Raw genomic sequence first — 15,402 nt, forward strand, 5'->3', positions numbered from 1 at the left:
CTTTCTCAGCAGTAAAATAGGGCATTTGTCCTATAAAGAAAATATTCTGGCTTCAGGATGAGCAAAAACCAGAGCGGAAACTGATGCTTCCGGGTCCATCATCAGACTTTCGGTTAGGGTGATTCCAATGTCCTCCGGTTGAAGCAACTTGAATATCTGCCTCTGAGCTTCCAAATCCGGACAAAGGGGATAGCCCGGGGACAGCCGTATTCCCTGGTATCTTCTGCGGTTTTTTTCTTTATTTCCGGAAACCTCCCGCTCCGGAAGCCCCCATTCTTTCCGCATGATTTCATGGACTTTTTCCGCCATGGCTTCAGCCATTTTGAGAGAGATGACCTGGAGAAGGTATGATTTGAGATATTGGCCCCCGTCCTTTAACGCCTGAGCTTTTTCTCTGAGGCCGACACCGGTGGTCACTGTAAAAAGGCCGAGATAATCGGTCTTTCCGTTTATGGGGTTTTGAATATAATCAGCAGGGCTTAAAAAAGGCTCCGCAGTTTGTCTGGGGAATAAAAATTCCGCCTGGATTTCCTCATGATTTTCCGGGTTGAGTATTCTGACCAGATTTCCGGCGGAACGGGCCGGCAGAAAACGATATACCCCCCTGGCCTTAATCATTTTTTGATCAACAATTTCATTAAACAATTGCTGAATGGTATGGGCAAGTTCTTCTTCCCGGGTATCCCTGACGAAGCCGCTCCCCATTTCCTGCAAGGTATCAGGCTTCTTCTTGCCTATACCCAGATAAAATTTCATTAAAGATTTTACATCGATATCCCGAATGATTTCCTGCAAGGGAAAATCAAGCAGGACATGCCTTTGCAGGTCACTGGGCACATAAATCGGTCCGGGAAGAGGACGTGCAATCTGATCCGTTTGGCTTCTCAGCAGTCCGGTTTCATTGAGCGGGTGGGTATCCCGTGATTCCTGGGCAAAAGTTTTTCGTTTCCGGGCTTCTTCATCCCTCCGGTCTATCCCCTTGTCCTGATTGGCTTTGATCACCGTGTCTTTATGGGCATACAGGTATTCCTGCAGAACTTTCAGACCTTCCATGGCATCTTGGCAATAAAAGGCCGGTGCGTCATAAGCCGGGGCTATTTTTTCCTCGGTAAACTTTCGGGAAAGAGCAGCGCCGCCCAGGATCAGAGGAACTTTTATGTTTTCGGCGCGCATCTCCTGAGCTGTAACCAGCATCTGTTGCACAGATTTCACTAAAAGACCGGAAAGTCCGACCGCATCCGGCTTGTGCTCCCTGCAAGCCTTGATGATCTCTTCAGGCGACACTTTTACTCCCAGATTAATCACCTGATAGCCGTTATTGGAAAGAATGATTTCCACAAGGTTCTTTCCGATATCGTGAACATCTCCTTTAACTGTCGCCAGGATCAGCTTTCCTTTAATCGCCTCTTCTGTTTTATCCATATGTTTCTCCAGAATACCCACAGCCGCTTTCATCACTTCGGCACTTTGGAGGACTTCAGCCACAATCAGCATATTCCGGTTAAACAGGCGTCCGACCTCATCCATTCCTTTCAGTAAAGGCCCATTGATCAATTCTAAAGGGGTATGCGTTTTCAGGCCTTCGCTCAGATCGGCCTCCAGCCCTTCTTTAGATCCGTCAACAATATTTCTGGCCAGCCTTTGATCCCAGGAAAGCTGCTCCTGGACATGAACCGGCACAGCTTTTTTATCCCGGTAGAAATCTGTAAAGTTCTTTAAGGTCCGGTCATTGGTCTGAAAGAGAAGGTCCTCAGCTAATTTACGCTCTTCCTCAGGAATATCCGCATAGGATTTGTGCTTTTCCGCATTCACAATAGCATAATCCAGTCCGGCCAAAGTATTGTGATGGACAAAAACAGCATTAAGCACTTCTCTGCCCACGGTCGGCAGACCAAAAGATACATTGCTTACCCCGAGAATGGTTTTACAAGCGGGAATTTTTTCTTTGATCAAGCGCAGGCCCTCAATCGTCTCTTTGGCAGAACCCAGATATTTGGGATCACCGGTGCCGACCGGAAAGGTAAGCGGATCAAAAATGATATCACCTGGCTGTAGTGCATACCGTTCGGTAAGCAATTGGCAGGAACGCTCCGCTACTCTGAGCTTGTCCTCTCTGGACAGGGCCATCCCTTGTTCGTCAATCAGTCCGACAACGATTGCCGCACCGTATTTGTGAATTAAAGGAACAATTTGTTCAAATCTCTCCAAGCCGTTTTCCAAATTAATTGAATTGATGATGGCCTTGCCCTGGATCATTTTCAGCCCGGCTTCCACTACCTGGGCATCTGTGGAATCCAGCATTAGAGGAACTTTAACTTTTTTGACGACATAGGAGAGAAAGTTCACCATATCATGGTATTCGTCCCGGTCAGGATTAGCCACACAGATATCAACAACATGGGCGCCTTTTTTCACCTGGCCTCTGGCGACCTCAGAACCTTCTTCATAATGTTCCCCCACGATTAAATCCCGGAAAAGACGGGAGCCAATGACATTGGAACGCTCCCCGACCAGAATCGGCCTTCCCGTTTTTTCCAGCCACAGCGGTTCTATCCCGGAAACCGCGCTCTCTGCTTTTTGTTTGCCGGCTCTTGGCCGACAGTCCCTGAGTTCTTCCGCCAAGGCTTTAATATGCTCCGGTGTCGTTCCGCAGCAGCCGCCGGCAATATTCAACCAGCCGTTTCGCGCGAATTCAGCCTGTTTAGCGGCAAAGGCCCGCGGCTGTTCCAAATAATTCCCTTCTTCATCCGGCAGCCCCGCATTAGCGTGACAACTGACCGCGCAAGAAGCAATTCCGGCCAAAGTCCGTACATGTTCCCTCATTCCATCGGCCCCTGTCCCGCAGTTTAGCCCGATTACCGCAGGGTTCAGGTGCTTAACCGAAAGATAGAAAGCCTGAATGTTCTGCCCGGCAAGCATCGTTCCCGAAGGTTCTATTGTACAGGAAATCATGATAGGGATTTCTTTGCCCAATCCGTGGAAAGCCCTTCCGATTCCAATTCCGGCTGCCTTCACATTCAAAGTATCCTGACAGGTCTCGACCAGCAAAAGATCCGCTCCACCTTTTATTAATCCTAAGGCCTGACGATAATAGGCTTCTTCCAATTCTTCAAAGGTAATCCCCGCGGATAATGTCAGCATTCTGATGGTCGGTCCCATAGATCCGGCAACGAATCTGGGCCATGCTTTTGTGGACCTTGCATCCGCGGCTTCCCGGGCCAGACGGGCGGAAATTTCATTCAGCTCAATATCCCGGTCCGCCAACCCATATTCCTCCAGGACAACATTTGTCGCCCCGAAGGAATTGGTTTCTATGATATCCGCACCGGCATCCAAATAAGCCTCATGTATTGCCTTGATCAGGTCCGGTTGAGATAAATTCAGGATTTCGTTACAGCCATCATATTCCGGCTGACCAAAATCATCCGGTTTTAACTGGTGACGCTGAAGCATGGTTCCCATAGCGCCGTCGAGAATCAGTATCTTTTTCTCCAGCTGTGTCTTGAATAAGTCCATCGATCTTTTTTGCCCCTCTGAACTTGGTATTTTTTCTTTCATCCAAAGTATTGCTTCATATTTTATCACAAACTTTTTTTCCGCAAAAGGAAAAGGGACTTGTCCAGCCAAATATATGACAAACTTCTATTCTCATTATGTTCCGCCAAACTGAGCCGGTGTTATTGCGGGCTAAGACAAAAGCGGCTGAATTAGCTTAGACCTAAGGCTTTTCTTTTCTCTACAATATGAGCCTCGATTCCGTCGGCCGCCTCTTGAGGGTCATCACCAAGTCCGACTTTACCCCCGGTCAATTTTTCAACTTCTTCTGTCAGGAGTTTCACCAGTTTTGGGGCGCCCGTCATAAACGGTACCGGCGAAAGATGTGTATACGTCCCATAAGCAACCGCAAATATCCCGTCAATTGTCGCTTTCTGCTCCATCCACTCCGGTGCTGTTACGGCAATCGGAAGCTGGGGAATATCTACTTCCAGGTGATTTGCCAAAGCCGTGACCAGCATGGATATTCTTCCGGTATCCGTACATGTTCCAAAGCTCAAAACAGGGGGGACACCCAAAAGATTGCAGACTTGCCGCAACCCTTCCCCAGCCATTTGTACCGCCTCTTTACTGCATAGCCCGGCCACTTCCAAGCCGTGGTTTCCACAGCCCGCACTAACAACCAGAATATCCCGGCGAATAAGCTCTTTGGTAAGATTGATTGTATTCCAATCATGAGGGCCGTTACGCAGAGTCGAACAATTCACCAGGGCAACTACGCCTTTGATCTTTCCCTCCATGATAACCTTCACCAGTGGATCAAGATTGTTACCAAGGGCTTGTAATACCGCTTCCGTCGAAAAACCGGCCACTGCCTTTTGAATATTCTTTGGAACCTTAGGTTTGATTACCCCAGTTCTTTTTTTGAAATTTTCGATGCCCAATTCTATCAGCCGGTCTGCCGTAGCATTGACTTGTCCCGGCTCATAGATCAAATTGTGCTTCAGTCCGGGAATACCAATAATATTGCTCACACTGACTAAGGTAATCTGATACTTTTCAGCATAATGATCAATCGCCGGCGGGGAACAATTTTCTTCCATCGCCAGAACATCAACAGTTCCTGTCGCCAATAACGGTTCTATGGCCAGCCAGTTTCCGGTTAACCCACAGAATACATCATCAACCTCATATCTTTGTAAAAGCTCCTGTCCTGTCTCAATTGATCCAACGATACGAAGTCCTTTAGCCCCGGCCTCTTTAGCCCTGTTCTGAATCTCCGGCAGTTTGGCTTTTAATAAAGTGGCGACTCCGGCCCAAGGCTGATGGCCGTTAAAGACGATATTGACATAATCGGGGTCCATTATCCCCAAGTCAACCTGAACTTCATGCGGTTTTGGGGTTCCAAACAGAATATCCTGAACCATTTCCAGGCCAATTTGGGCGGTATAAATTGTAGCCAGACCAAGTCTCATTGCTTTTTTCGCCAGGGAAACATAGTCGCCGTCAACATTGGTCAAGCAGCTGGCGATCGCGTTCTGTTCTTCATGAACCACCCCGGAGGGATAAATCCCGAGGTCTCTCCAGACCGCTTTTCTCTTTTGGGGCGCAAAGACTTCTACCATTACACTGGGTTCTTCGGGATCTTTACCCATTTCCGCTTCTAAAAAATCTGCCAGTTGGACCGCCATTGCGTTCAACTCCTGATGGATATTGATCCCTAATTGCTCACACATCCAGCGCAGCTTATTTTCATCAGCTATCCCAAATGGGGTTTGGCCGTTTCCGGTTGCCTTAAGGGTTCTGAAAGCTTCATAAGCATGATGGCTATATGTAGCGGCTCCCATAATGTTATGGATCAGGAAATTACGCATCGCCATCGCATCAGGACCAATACCGCAGACCCCTCTATCCTGACCGGTTCTTTCGGAAATCCGGCAAGGTCCCTGAGAACAAAGCTGGCAGCTCAATCCTTCCAAACAAAACTTACAGCGGATCTTTTCCTGAGCTGCCCATCTGTCAAAGACATTTGACATGTTATCCTCTCTGAGGCGCTCTAACATTTCCCGTACGGATGCATGATAACTGACCAGCCCTTCTGTTTTTTCCAGGATCGTCTCAGTCATTAAAAAATCCCTCCTATTAGCAAAACTTATGATTAAAGTTTGCGCTTAACAGGAGGGGCTTATTCTATTTTGTTTTATGATTTGATCTCTGATTGATCAATCTGTTTATTCTTTAATCCTATTCAATTTATTATTCTGCCAGTTTGGCATTGACAGAAGCCAATTTTTCCTGCATCGTGGCCTTTTTATCCCGGCGGTCGTCAATTTTAATCGTTGTGATGACCCGGTCAACACCTGTTTCAAATACGGCTTCCTGCATTTCTCTGATGGCCTGGATAATTTCATCCAGGTCCCCTTCCAGGGTTGTAAACATTGGTCCAAGCTCTCTCTTAATCCCAGGCCGGTTCACGATCACTTTTTCTGCGGCAGCAACATATTTACTGACGCTTGGTCCCATGCCAAGCGGAACCATATTGATTGCAACAATTGCCATAAAGCATCACCCTTCTTTTAGAAATATCCTCTGATCATTCTATTCTAATATTACTCCAAACAAAGGATTTACTCAACTATTGGACTGCTCTTTCCAAAATGCTGTAGAGCCTGTTCACCATACCTCTGGGATCAACAATCAATCCTGCGGCAATCTGGGCAGTCTCCAAAATCTGGTCAGCGGCGACCGCTGCGAAGCTATCGTTCTTTTTACGCAATTCATTGAGACCTTTAATAATAGAATGCTTCGTATTCACTTCGAGGATTCCCGGAGCAGGTGCAGCGAATTCCTTATTCATCATCTGCATCATTCTCTGCATACTGTGCGTACTATAAGAACTGAGCAGAATTGCCGGACTGTCGGACAGCCTTTTGGATACTCTGACTTCTGTAACCTTGTTCCCCAATGCCTCTTTCAGCCATTCGCTCAAAGCAGCGGCTTCTTCTTCGGATAATCTGTCCGGACCGGCCGTCTCTGAGCCTTCATCAACCGAAGGCAGGTCAGAATGATCTTGTTCCGCTGCGATAACCGGCTTGCCTTCAAACTCGTTCAACCGGTCAAAAATATAATCATCGATTGGTTCATAGCAATATAAAACTTCGATTTCCTTACCTTTAAATGCTTCCAGATAAGGGCTTCCTTCTACTGTTTGCCTGTTCGGTCCGCTGACATAATAAATGCCCTTTTGATCATCTTTCATTTTGCCCACATAGTCAGCAAGTGAAATCAGTTCCCCAGGCTCCTGCAAGTTTGATTCGAAACGCAGCAGCTTAACCAGTCCGTCCTGATGGGTAAAATCTGTCGCCGCTCCTTCTTTGATAAACATCCCGAATTTTCCCCAAAATTCCTTATATGTTTCCGGATCTTCCTGAGCCTGTTCCTCCAGGAATCTCAGGAAACGACCGGTTACCACTTTATTTAATTTGGCGATAAGTGCGCTGTCCTGCAATGTTTCCCTGGAAATATTGAGAGGCAATTCTTCACTGTCAATCACTCCGCGTACAAAGCGCATCCATTCAGGGGCAATATTCTCCGACTTCTCTTGAATAAGGACCTTCTTACAAAACAGGTTTAATCCTCTCTCCATTCTGCTGATCCCATACCGTTCGAAATTTTCTCCCGGTACAAAGAGCAGGGCATGGAGAGCTAATGGGGCATCCGAAGAAAAATGCAGAGTATATGCCGGTTCATCATAGGCATTGGCGAGGAATTTATAAAATTCCGCATATTCTTCAGGGTTGATTTCTTTTTTATTCTTCATCCAGAGCGCTTCAACCGTATTGACTTTTTCCCCGTCAACCAGGATAGGATAAGGCACGAAGCTGGAATACTGTTTAATGATTTTTTTGATCTTTTCAGCCTTTCCGAATTCAAAAGCGCTCTCTTTCAATTCCAGGGTTATGCTTGTCCCTCTCTGTTTTTCCTCTGTTTCTTCCAGTGTATATGTTCCGCTGCCGTCGGACGACCAGCTCCAGCTTGGCTCATCGGGCTGATATGACCTCGTCTTCAGAACAACCTTATCAGCCACCATAAATGCGGCATAGAATCCTACGCCGAACTGTCCGATCAGGTTGAGGTCAGATCCTTCTTCTGAATTTTTATCAGGCTGCTTGTTCTGGAGCAAATGCTGGATAAATTGTTTGGAGCCTGAATGGGCAATCGTTCCTAAATTTTCGATCAGTTCATCTTTGGTCATACCCACCCCATTATCCGTAATGGTTAAGGTGTGGGCCTGATCATTCACTTCAATCCCGATTTCCAAATTTAAATCAGGGCCGGCAATCTGCTCGCCTGTAAGCTGTAAATATCTCAATTTTCCACTGGCATCAGCCGCATTGGAGATCAATTCACGTAAAAAAATTTCCTTATCGGTATAGAGTGAGTTAATGACAATATCCAATAATTGTCTGATTTCTGTCTGAAACTCTCTTGTCTCCGTCTGCCTGTTCATGATCTATAAACCTCCCTACAAATATTAAATCATTTCCTCTATATCATAATGTTCATATCCGGCAAGATCAAGAATTTGATCATCAAGCTTAATTGTCGGTCTTGAAGGATTATACGGGTTGATGTAGATTACCTCGGCGATCTGTCCGGTATTTAGCCTGACCTTCACCCCAAGATAATAATTATAGATATTGGTCATAAACGTCAACATCACCTTTGGATCAAATTGTTCAAACCCGATTTTCTCAAACTCTTTAAAGGTTTCAAACGGAGTCTTCTTTTTCTTATAGGCCCTTTCTGAGGTCAAGGCATCATAAACATCGGCAACTGCTATGATTTTTGAATAGATGTTGATCTTCTGCCCACTGACTCCGAAAGGATACCCGTTCCCGTTCGCTCTTTCATGATGCAGCAGGATAGCCCGCCTGACTTCATCTTTGATCCCGGGAATCGCTTTGGAAAGGTCGAATCCTATTGTCGTATGTTTCTTGACCAGCTCAAACTCTTCATTGAGAAGCCTGCCTCTTTTATTCAGCAGATCAGGGGAAATCTTACATTTCCCTAGATCATGCAAAATGCCGGCCTCCACAATATCCTTAGCCTGAGAATCGCCAAGCTTCAGCCATTTTGCCAGAAGAAGTGAATAAATGGCGACATTGAGACTATGTGTATAGGTGTATTCATCGACATCACGAAGCTGATTCAGGCTGCTCAGAATAGAACCGAAACGGTTTATTTTAGAGTAGATCATCATGCTGACTTCATCGATCTTACTCTTATCTGTCGTCTTACCTTTGGCAATATCATTGAGCAGGAGCTTGATTTCCCTAACATTATGAACATAGCTTTGTTTAATCAAAGCAAGAGAATGTTCATCCCGGACTGTTTTGCCATCCTCTTTTTCCGCATGATCATAAATAGGAATTCTTTGAATGTCAAACTCAGCTAACCTTTTAAGGATACATTTATTAATGACGGTATGTTGAGGAATGATTTTCGCACCTTGATCATTATAGATATCATGGGCTATTTTTTCCCCCAATGCATGCCTTGTCAGCAATATATACTTTACCCCTGCCATCATCTTCACCTTATTTCGAAAATCAAAAAAATATTAAAGATAAAGTTTTAACCACAACATTTGTGGTTAATCTGTCTCGGGAACAATATTGCTATATTCCAGGGAGTAATTGTTTATTTTTTCTTTTTTGAATTTGTCCCGTCTCAGGAAAGACCCCAATAATCATTGCCTTTATTCTTTTAATCATTGGTCCCCGGCATCTTATTCATCTCCGTTGGTTCATTTGTCATTTGTTTTTTTCTCAATTTGATAAAATAAAAACCTATCATTGCAATGACAATAATTATCCCAATATAGAGAAGGTTTTTATGCAAAATTATTGCAAATTTACGCCAGTGCTCTCCCAGCAGTTTTCCCAGGGTAATAAAAAACGTGGACCATAGGACAGCCCCTAAAGCGACCAATAACAGATAACGTTTATAGCAATACCTGCTCATCCCTGAGAAATAAGCGGTAAAGTGCCTCAATCCCGGAAAAAAATACCCAATAACGATCAGCCTCTCCCCATACTTGTTAAACCAGTATTCCGCTGTTTTTAGCCCATTCTTAATCTTAGGGCTATTCAGGCGGTGAGATAACATCTTGTCCAACTGTGTTCCAATAAAATAACTTACATTCATTCCGATGAAACTTCCAATGGAAGAGGCGACTATTGCTTTGAAAAAGCCCAGTATCCCCAATGTAGACATAAAACCGCTGGAAATCATAAGAACTTCGTCGGGAAGAGGAATTCCGGCCAATCCTAAAGACAAGAGCAAAACCAGAGCAAAATATTTATATTGATATATCAAGCTTAACGCCAGTTGTTCAATCCCCATTATATGCTAGACACCTTTTTAATTGATATGAACATGCTCCATCTCTGATTATATGTTATTATACAGCTAAAGTATATTTTTAATAAAAATAAAATAAAAAAAAGAGCCTGATAAGCTCTTTTCTAAAGTTTTTTTGTATTGATAAGATATTTAATAATAATATGGCCTGTAAGGTCTCGATCCGAAAGCATAGCCTAAACCAAAAGCCAAAGGAGCGGTCAGGGCAAAAGCTGTTATTGCTGCAAACGGCAAGAATAGAAAGCCGGGATTGGAAGAATGAAATAGAACTCCCTCGTGTCTGACTTCTACAATCTGGCCATGCATCTCGTGTCCGTCCCAGAGACGAAGATTGGCATACTGTCCTCTATAAGGAGCAATTGTATCATAAGTTATATCATACATAAGCTTCCCTCCTTTACATATATTTCCATTCATCTTATGTTTGTTTTGTTCTATTTGGCATAAAACCTGAAAATTTTTTATTTGCACCCATTAAATTCTTCAATTTTTGGGGTGATTTCATCAGCTTTAAAATTCGCCCGTTTTATCCCGTTTTCTTTTATTTTTTTATGATTTGATCAAACATCAGATCATAAAACAGATTTTCCCCTACCATTTCAAGAAATAAGTGGTATAATATATGGTGCAGTTGATTTTGCTTTTGCATACAGAGGAGGGGAACTTTATTCGTATCAAGGAGTTATTGGGAAGACAGCTTAAGAAATCCGGCAAAACGATTTTTAATATATCACAAGAGTCTTTGGCTACCTTTAGAGAACAATTTCACAACCATTTTCAAAAAGAATTTTTAATTCGACAATCCCATCAGATGAAAAGGAATTTCATCTCCGGAATCAGACGGATTAGTTTCAAATCACCACAAACCATGTTTTGCGCCGGACTGATTATTACCTGCACTCTTGTCGGTGCGGTATTCATAAAAGGCCCTGCAAATACCGGTAATTTAAACGTTAATACTGCTTTTGCGGATGGGAATGCTTGTGCTCTGACCGTAAATGATAAAATTTTAGCAATCATGGCCAGTCCCGGGGAGGTTGACCAGGTCTTAGCAAAATATCTCAATACGAAAACCCAGCCATCCGAAGAGAATCTTGTTAAATCCGCCGCTTTTGTCGATAGGATTGATAAGATCAGCATTACCGCTCAGCCCGAGGAAATAAAAAGTGCGGACGAAGTTTTGTCTCTCTTGACTCAGGGGAATGAGATCGTTACAAATTATACCATTAAAGAAAATGACAGTTTATGGTTGATTGCCCGTAACAATGATATGCTGACCAAGGAAGTATTGTCGGCAAATTCCAGTCTCACTGAGGATTCTACACTTCAACCCGGTCAAGTGATTAAGCTAGCCAAAACGCTTCCATACATCTCAATAAAGTTCGAAGGCGAAAAAACGGTTGCTCAGGTTGTCCCCTTTGATGTCCAGTCAACAATAGACAGAACCCTGAATGCAGGTGCAACCGTTATTAAACAGGAAGGCAAGGACGGTTCTAAGACTGTTACATATTCTTATGCCCAGACAAACGATAAAATAACGGAAAAAAAGGTGATTAAAGAAGAGATCACCGCTCAGCCGGTCAAGCAAATTGTTGCTATGGGTCCTTCGAGAGTTGCCATCGCGACCATTGCTTATGAGGCCTCCCGTGGATCTGGAAGTGCCTCCGGGTTATCAAGCCCTCTTCAGGGACCAATCAATTCTTACTATGGTTATCGCTGGGGTGGTTTTCATAACGGAGTGGATATCGGTGGTGATACCGGCCAGCCATATGCTGCCGCTGCTTCCGGAAAAGTCATTTCAGCAGGTTGGTCCGGCGGATACGGTTATATGATTTTGATCGATCATGGTGACGGTGTCGAGACAAGATACGCCCATTCCAGCAAACTGGCTGTATCAGCCGGTCAAAGTGTTAAAAAAGGTCAAGTGATCGGCTATGTTGGACGAACAGGAAATGCGACAGGTCCCCACCTTCATTTTGAAGTGATTATCAACGGTGGGACCGTAAACCCATTGAAATATATTTAGGCAGCGGAAAATTCTATTGCCGGTCATTGAGACAACAGGAATAATAATCCACCTGTTGTCTTAATATTTATCTTCCATGACAGATATTGGTCAGTCCGCCAGAGTAAATGCTCCGTATACATGATGCTGTAGTGCTTGAACTATGGCTTCATTTTTTTACCTGATGAAGGCCGGTCGTTATCCGCCGGACCAGTAATTTTTTTCTTAAAATCAGGTTGACAAAAGGTATAACATACTGTATATTGAATCCATATAAAACCTATGATAATAGGGGAGTAAGAAGAGAGAACGTTATTGTTTGTTGACCAGATGTCTGGAGGCCACGCAACCTGATGAGGGTTGTTGGCCTCCTTTTATGCTTTACTGGCTGTGCTTATCACCATTGGAACCTAAAAAAATACGAATTGACCAGAGATCTGGAGATCATATTATTTCTTAAAGAATATATGGTCTTGTTTTTTTTAGGGAAACCATTTAAGAGGTGATGCTGGAGAAAGAGAGCCGCTTAACGACAATGACGGTGTCTTTTCTGAAACGATCAAAAGACATCGTAGATCACAGAGGGGAGGTATTCAAACGGTCTGAGAAAAAAATTTATCACAATCAACGGTATCACAGCAAGGAGCTACGGAAGGCATTGGGTTTCCAAGATTTAAGATTGAAGGGAGTAATTCATGAAAGAAATCATAACGGGAGTTCATAACAAGCTTTTAAGTTTCTATTTATTTTTTCTGGTTTTAATTTTGTGGGAGATCGTACCGCGGTTAGGCTGGACCAGCGATGTCTTTCTACCTCCGTTTTCCCGGATTATACAGACAGGGATAGATTTGGGCTTATTCAATGTCCTGATTTATGTTGCGATTAGCTTAAAGAGAGTATTTGTAGGCTTTTTACTAGGTACCTTTCTGTCTCTGCCTCTTGGCTTTATTTTAGCGGGGGCATTGCCCTGGCTGTCCAGATTTCTCAGGCCTCTGACAGTTTTTCTGTCCAGCATCCCGCCGTTTATCCTGTTCCCGATTTTTGTCATCATTTCTGGAATTGGCGAAGGCGGCATTTATACAGTCATTTTCTGGTCGTCCTTCTGGCCTATCCTGTTTACGACAATTGTGGGTATAGAAAATGTGGATCCTCTGCTTGTGCGAGCCGCCAAGTCCATGAATGCCAGTAAGCTACAGATATTTTACAAAGTCGTGCTGCCCGGCGCCTCTCCTACCATCATTACAGGCGTTCGGACGGGTCTGACAATGAGTTTCTTTATGCTGATCGGCGCTGAGAGCATGGGGGCTGATTCCGGATTAGGCTGGGTCATTCATAATGCCCAAAACATGGGATTCGTGGAACGCATCTACTTGGGTGCGATATTGGTTGCCGGTGTCGGTCTCCTCCTGAATTATGCACTTGAATATTTGGAGAAAACCGTTCTCTATTGGCGGGAAGCTCCGTGAGGAAGAGAAGGCACTGCCGCCTGAAAATCAGGGCAAGTCTAAAATTACACAGGGGGAGGTTATCCGTTAAATGAAACCTTTGACACCTAACCTGAAAAAGCTGATCCTGGGCATTATACCGATTCTTTTGTTCTTAATTTTTTGGGAGATCGGAGCGGGAATAATCCCCGAAGGAGTTATTTCCCCTGCCTCCGACGCTATAGCAGCCGTGTTCGAATCGGCGGCTTCCGGATTGTTGTGGACACAGACATTAATTAGTTTGGAACGGGTTATCCTGGGATTTCTTCTTTCTTTGCTGCTTGGTGTCCCGCTCGGTTTTTTGCTGGGAACTTTTTTCAAATCAACCGAGAAAGTCCTGCTGCCTTTTATGCGAGCATGTGAAAAATTAAATCCCTTTGCGATTATTCCTATTTTTATGATCTTTTTTGGAATCGGTACCGCTGAAAAAGTGGTCGTCATATTTTGGTCGACATTGTGGCCCGTTCTTTTCAATACGATGGCCGGAGCGCGCAATATTGACCAAAATTTGTTAAGGATGGTTCGTTCTATGGGGGCAACCCGCTGGGAATTGTTAAGGAAGGTAATCTTTCCGTACACATTGCCCAATATCTTTATCGGAATTGAGTTTGCGGCCCAAGTTGCTTTCTTCATGATTATCGCTTCGGAGGTTATTGGGGCCAGCACAGGGCTTGGCTGGTACTATACCAGTTCCGCTACCAAATACGATCTTCCCTTAATGTACGGTATCGTTCTCTATATTACCGTACTGGGAATTGGGGTCAATGTTATTTTCGCCCGGCTGAAAAAACATTTCCTGGTCTGGAAACAGGCTTCGGAACTCAACTAGGCCTCATGAGCAGCAGGCCTGGAGCTGCCGGGTTAAACAAAAAAGAAGGGGTAAAAAATATGACCGGTGAAAATCAAAAAAAGAAATTTATTATTATTGGGGTCGTAGCAGCAATTCTTGTGGCAGGAATCGGAGTTGGAAGCTATTTTGGGCAAACGAAGAAGGGAATCACAACCGGAACTGAAATTCAGGGCGCGGCAGGTTTAAAGGATTTAAAAAGTGAAGGTTATGATCCGGCCGCTTCCGGCAAGGAAGTTCTTACGATTAAGACCGATACCAAGAAAAACTGCTCGTCCACACCCTGGGTCATTGCCGAGAAAAAAGGTTTTTTTGCCGAGGAAGGCTTGAATCTTGAATATACAGGGGAATTGACCATACCCCAACAATTACCGGCCGTGTTAAACGGCACCAATAATGTTACAACAGCGCATATCAATGCTGTGGCTACCTATATCGCCGGCGGAGCCAAGATCAAAGGGGTTACTATAGGGGGCGTTGATCCGACCCCTGATGTGGATCCCAAATACCGGCATATGCGTTTTTATGCCAATCCCAAACTGGGTGTCACTACGCTGGCGGAATTGATCAAACTGAAAAACGGCCAGCCGATTAAGATCAACGGTACGGAGCCTAATTGTACGACCTTTATCGCGGACAATGCTTTTGATCATTCAGGCTTTAACCGGGATCAGATTCAATATGTGGTCTTTGACACGGATACGGCGGCTCTGCAGGCTGCTCAGCAGGGCAATATCGATATTGTCGGCGTGCATCCTCCCTTCTACAAACTGGCTGCCGATTCTAAGCTACCGCAGATCTTTGACACGGCCGACACCGGCCTGGGGGAAGCCGCGGGCACTACGGTTTATTACTTTACCGAACAATTTATTGCGGAAAACCCGGAGGCCATAGCCCGCTTCGTCAGAGCGATCAAGAAAGCTCACCAGTATATCGCCAACCCGGAACATGAAGAAGAAGCCATTAAATTGACCGGAGATTATATCGGGCAGCCAGTCAACGCCGTTCACTATTACTATACCGGCAAAGGCTTCAGAGACGAACTGCTTCAGCCCTGGATTGACGATCTTGTCAGAAACGGTTTTCTGAAAAAAGATCAGCTGACTGTAGATGATTTGATTACAAGAGAGTTTGACAACTAGATC

11 protein-coding genes are annotated in these 15,402 nt (G+C 44.5%); 4 read left to right on the top strand and 7 right to left on the bottom strand.

Annotated features, from left to right (window positions below):
- Nucleotides 1-30: 30 nt before the first annotated feature.
- The 7 genes from metH to SGLY_RS14155 form a co-directional block, all read right to left on the bottom strand.
- Nucleotides 31-3,516: a methionine synthase gene (gene metH / locus SGLY_RS14125; RefSeq protein WP_013625903.1), complete on the bottom strand. Its 3,486-nt coding sequence runs from the start codon at nt 3,514-3,516 to the stop codon at nt 31-33.
- A 191-nt stretch (nt 3,517-3,707) separates the two neighbouring features.
- Entirely contained in the window at nt 3,708-5,621 is a 1,914-nt protein-coding gene (gene cooS, locus SGLY_RS14130) for an anaerobic carbon-monoxide dehydrogenase catalytic subunit (protein WP_013625904.1), read from the bottom strand.
- A gap of 130 nt (nt 5,622-5,751) precedes the next feature.
- Entirely contained in the window at nt 5,752-6,054 is a 303-nt protein-coding gene (locus SGLY_RS14135) for an MTH1187 family thiamine-binding protein (RefSeq protein WP_013625905.1), read from the bottom strand.
- 76 nt (nt 6,055-6,130) lie between these two features.
- Entirely contained in the window at nt 6,131-8,005 is a 1,875-nt protein-coding gene (gene htpG / locus SGLY_RS14140; RefSeq protein ID WP_013625906.1) for a molecular chaperone HtpG, read from the bottom strand.
- A gap of 24 nt (nt 8,006-8,029) precedes the next feature.
- The gene (locus SGLY_RS14145; RefSeq protein WP_013625907.1) at nt 8,030-9,085 is read right to left on the bottom strand and encodes an HD-GYP domain-containing protein; all 1,056 of its coding nucleotides are present in this window, start codon (nt 9,083-9,085) and stop codon (nt 8,030-8,032) included.
- A gap of 179 nt (nt 9,086-9,264) precedes the next feature.
- Nucleotides 9,265-9,903 carry a DedA family protein gene (locus SGLY_RS14150; protein ID WP_013625908.1) on the bottom strand — a complete coding sequence of 213 codons (639 nt, stop codon included), beginning with the start codon at nt 9,901-9,903 and terminating at the stop codon, nt 9,265-9,267.
- A 150-nt stretch (nt 9,904-10,053) separates the two neighbouring features.
- Nucleotides 10,054-10,305: a hypothetical protein gene (locus SGLY_RS14155; RefSeq protein ID WP_013625909.1), complete on the bottom strand. Its 252-nt coding sequence runs from the start codon at nt 10,303-10,305 to the stop codon at nt 10,054-10,056.
- A gap of 238 nt (nt 10,306-10,543) precedes the next feature.
- Between SGLY_RS14155 and SGLY_RS14160 the strand changes: the two genes are divergently transcribed.
- The 4 genes from SGLY_RS14160 to SGLY_RS14180 all read left to right on the top strand — a co-directional run bounded on the left by SGLY_RS14160 (nt 10,544) and on the right by SGLY_RS14180 (nt 15,399).
- Nucleotides 10,544-11,947 (top strand): M23 family metallopeptidase, encoded by a 1,404-nt coding sequence (locus SGLY_RS14160; protein ID WP_013625910.1) that lies wholly within the window; start codon nt 10,544-10,546, stop codon nt 11,945-11,947.
- Nucleotides 11,948-12,621: 674 nt separating this feature from the next.
- Nucleotides 12,622-13,392, top strand: coding sequence for an ABC transporter permease (locus tag SGLY_RS14170; protein ID WP_013625913.1), 771 nt, complete (start codon nt 12,622-12,624; stop codon nt 13,390-13,392).
- Between the two features lie 70 nt (nt 13,393-13,462).
- A complete protein-coding gene (locus SGLY_RS14175) occupies nt 13,463-14,239 on the top strand; it encodes an ABC transporter permease (protein WP_013625914.1) in 777 nt (258 codons plus the stop codon).
- Nucleotides 14,240-14,298: 59 nt separating this feature from the next.
- Nucleotides 14,299-15,399, top strand: coding sequence for an ABC transporter substrate-binding protein (locus SGLY_RS14180; RefSeq protein ID WP_013625915.1), 1,101 nt, complete (start codon nt 14,299-14,301; stop codon nt 15,397-15,399).
- Nucleotides 15,400-15,402 lie beyond the last annotated feature (3 nt).

Origin of the sequence: Syntrophobotulus glycolicus DSM 8271 (genome assembly GCF_000190635.1) — a bacterium.
Taxonomy (GTDB): Bacteria; Bacillota; Desulfitobacteriia; order Desulfitobacteriales; family Syntrophobotulaceae; genus Syntrophobotulus; species Syntrophobotulus glycolicus.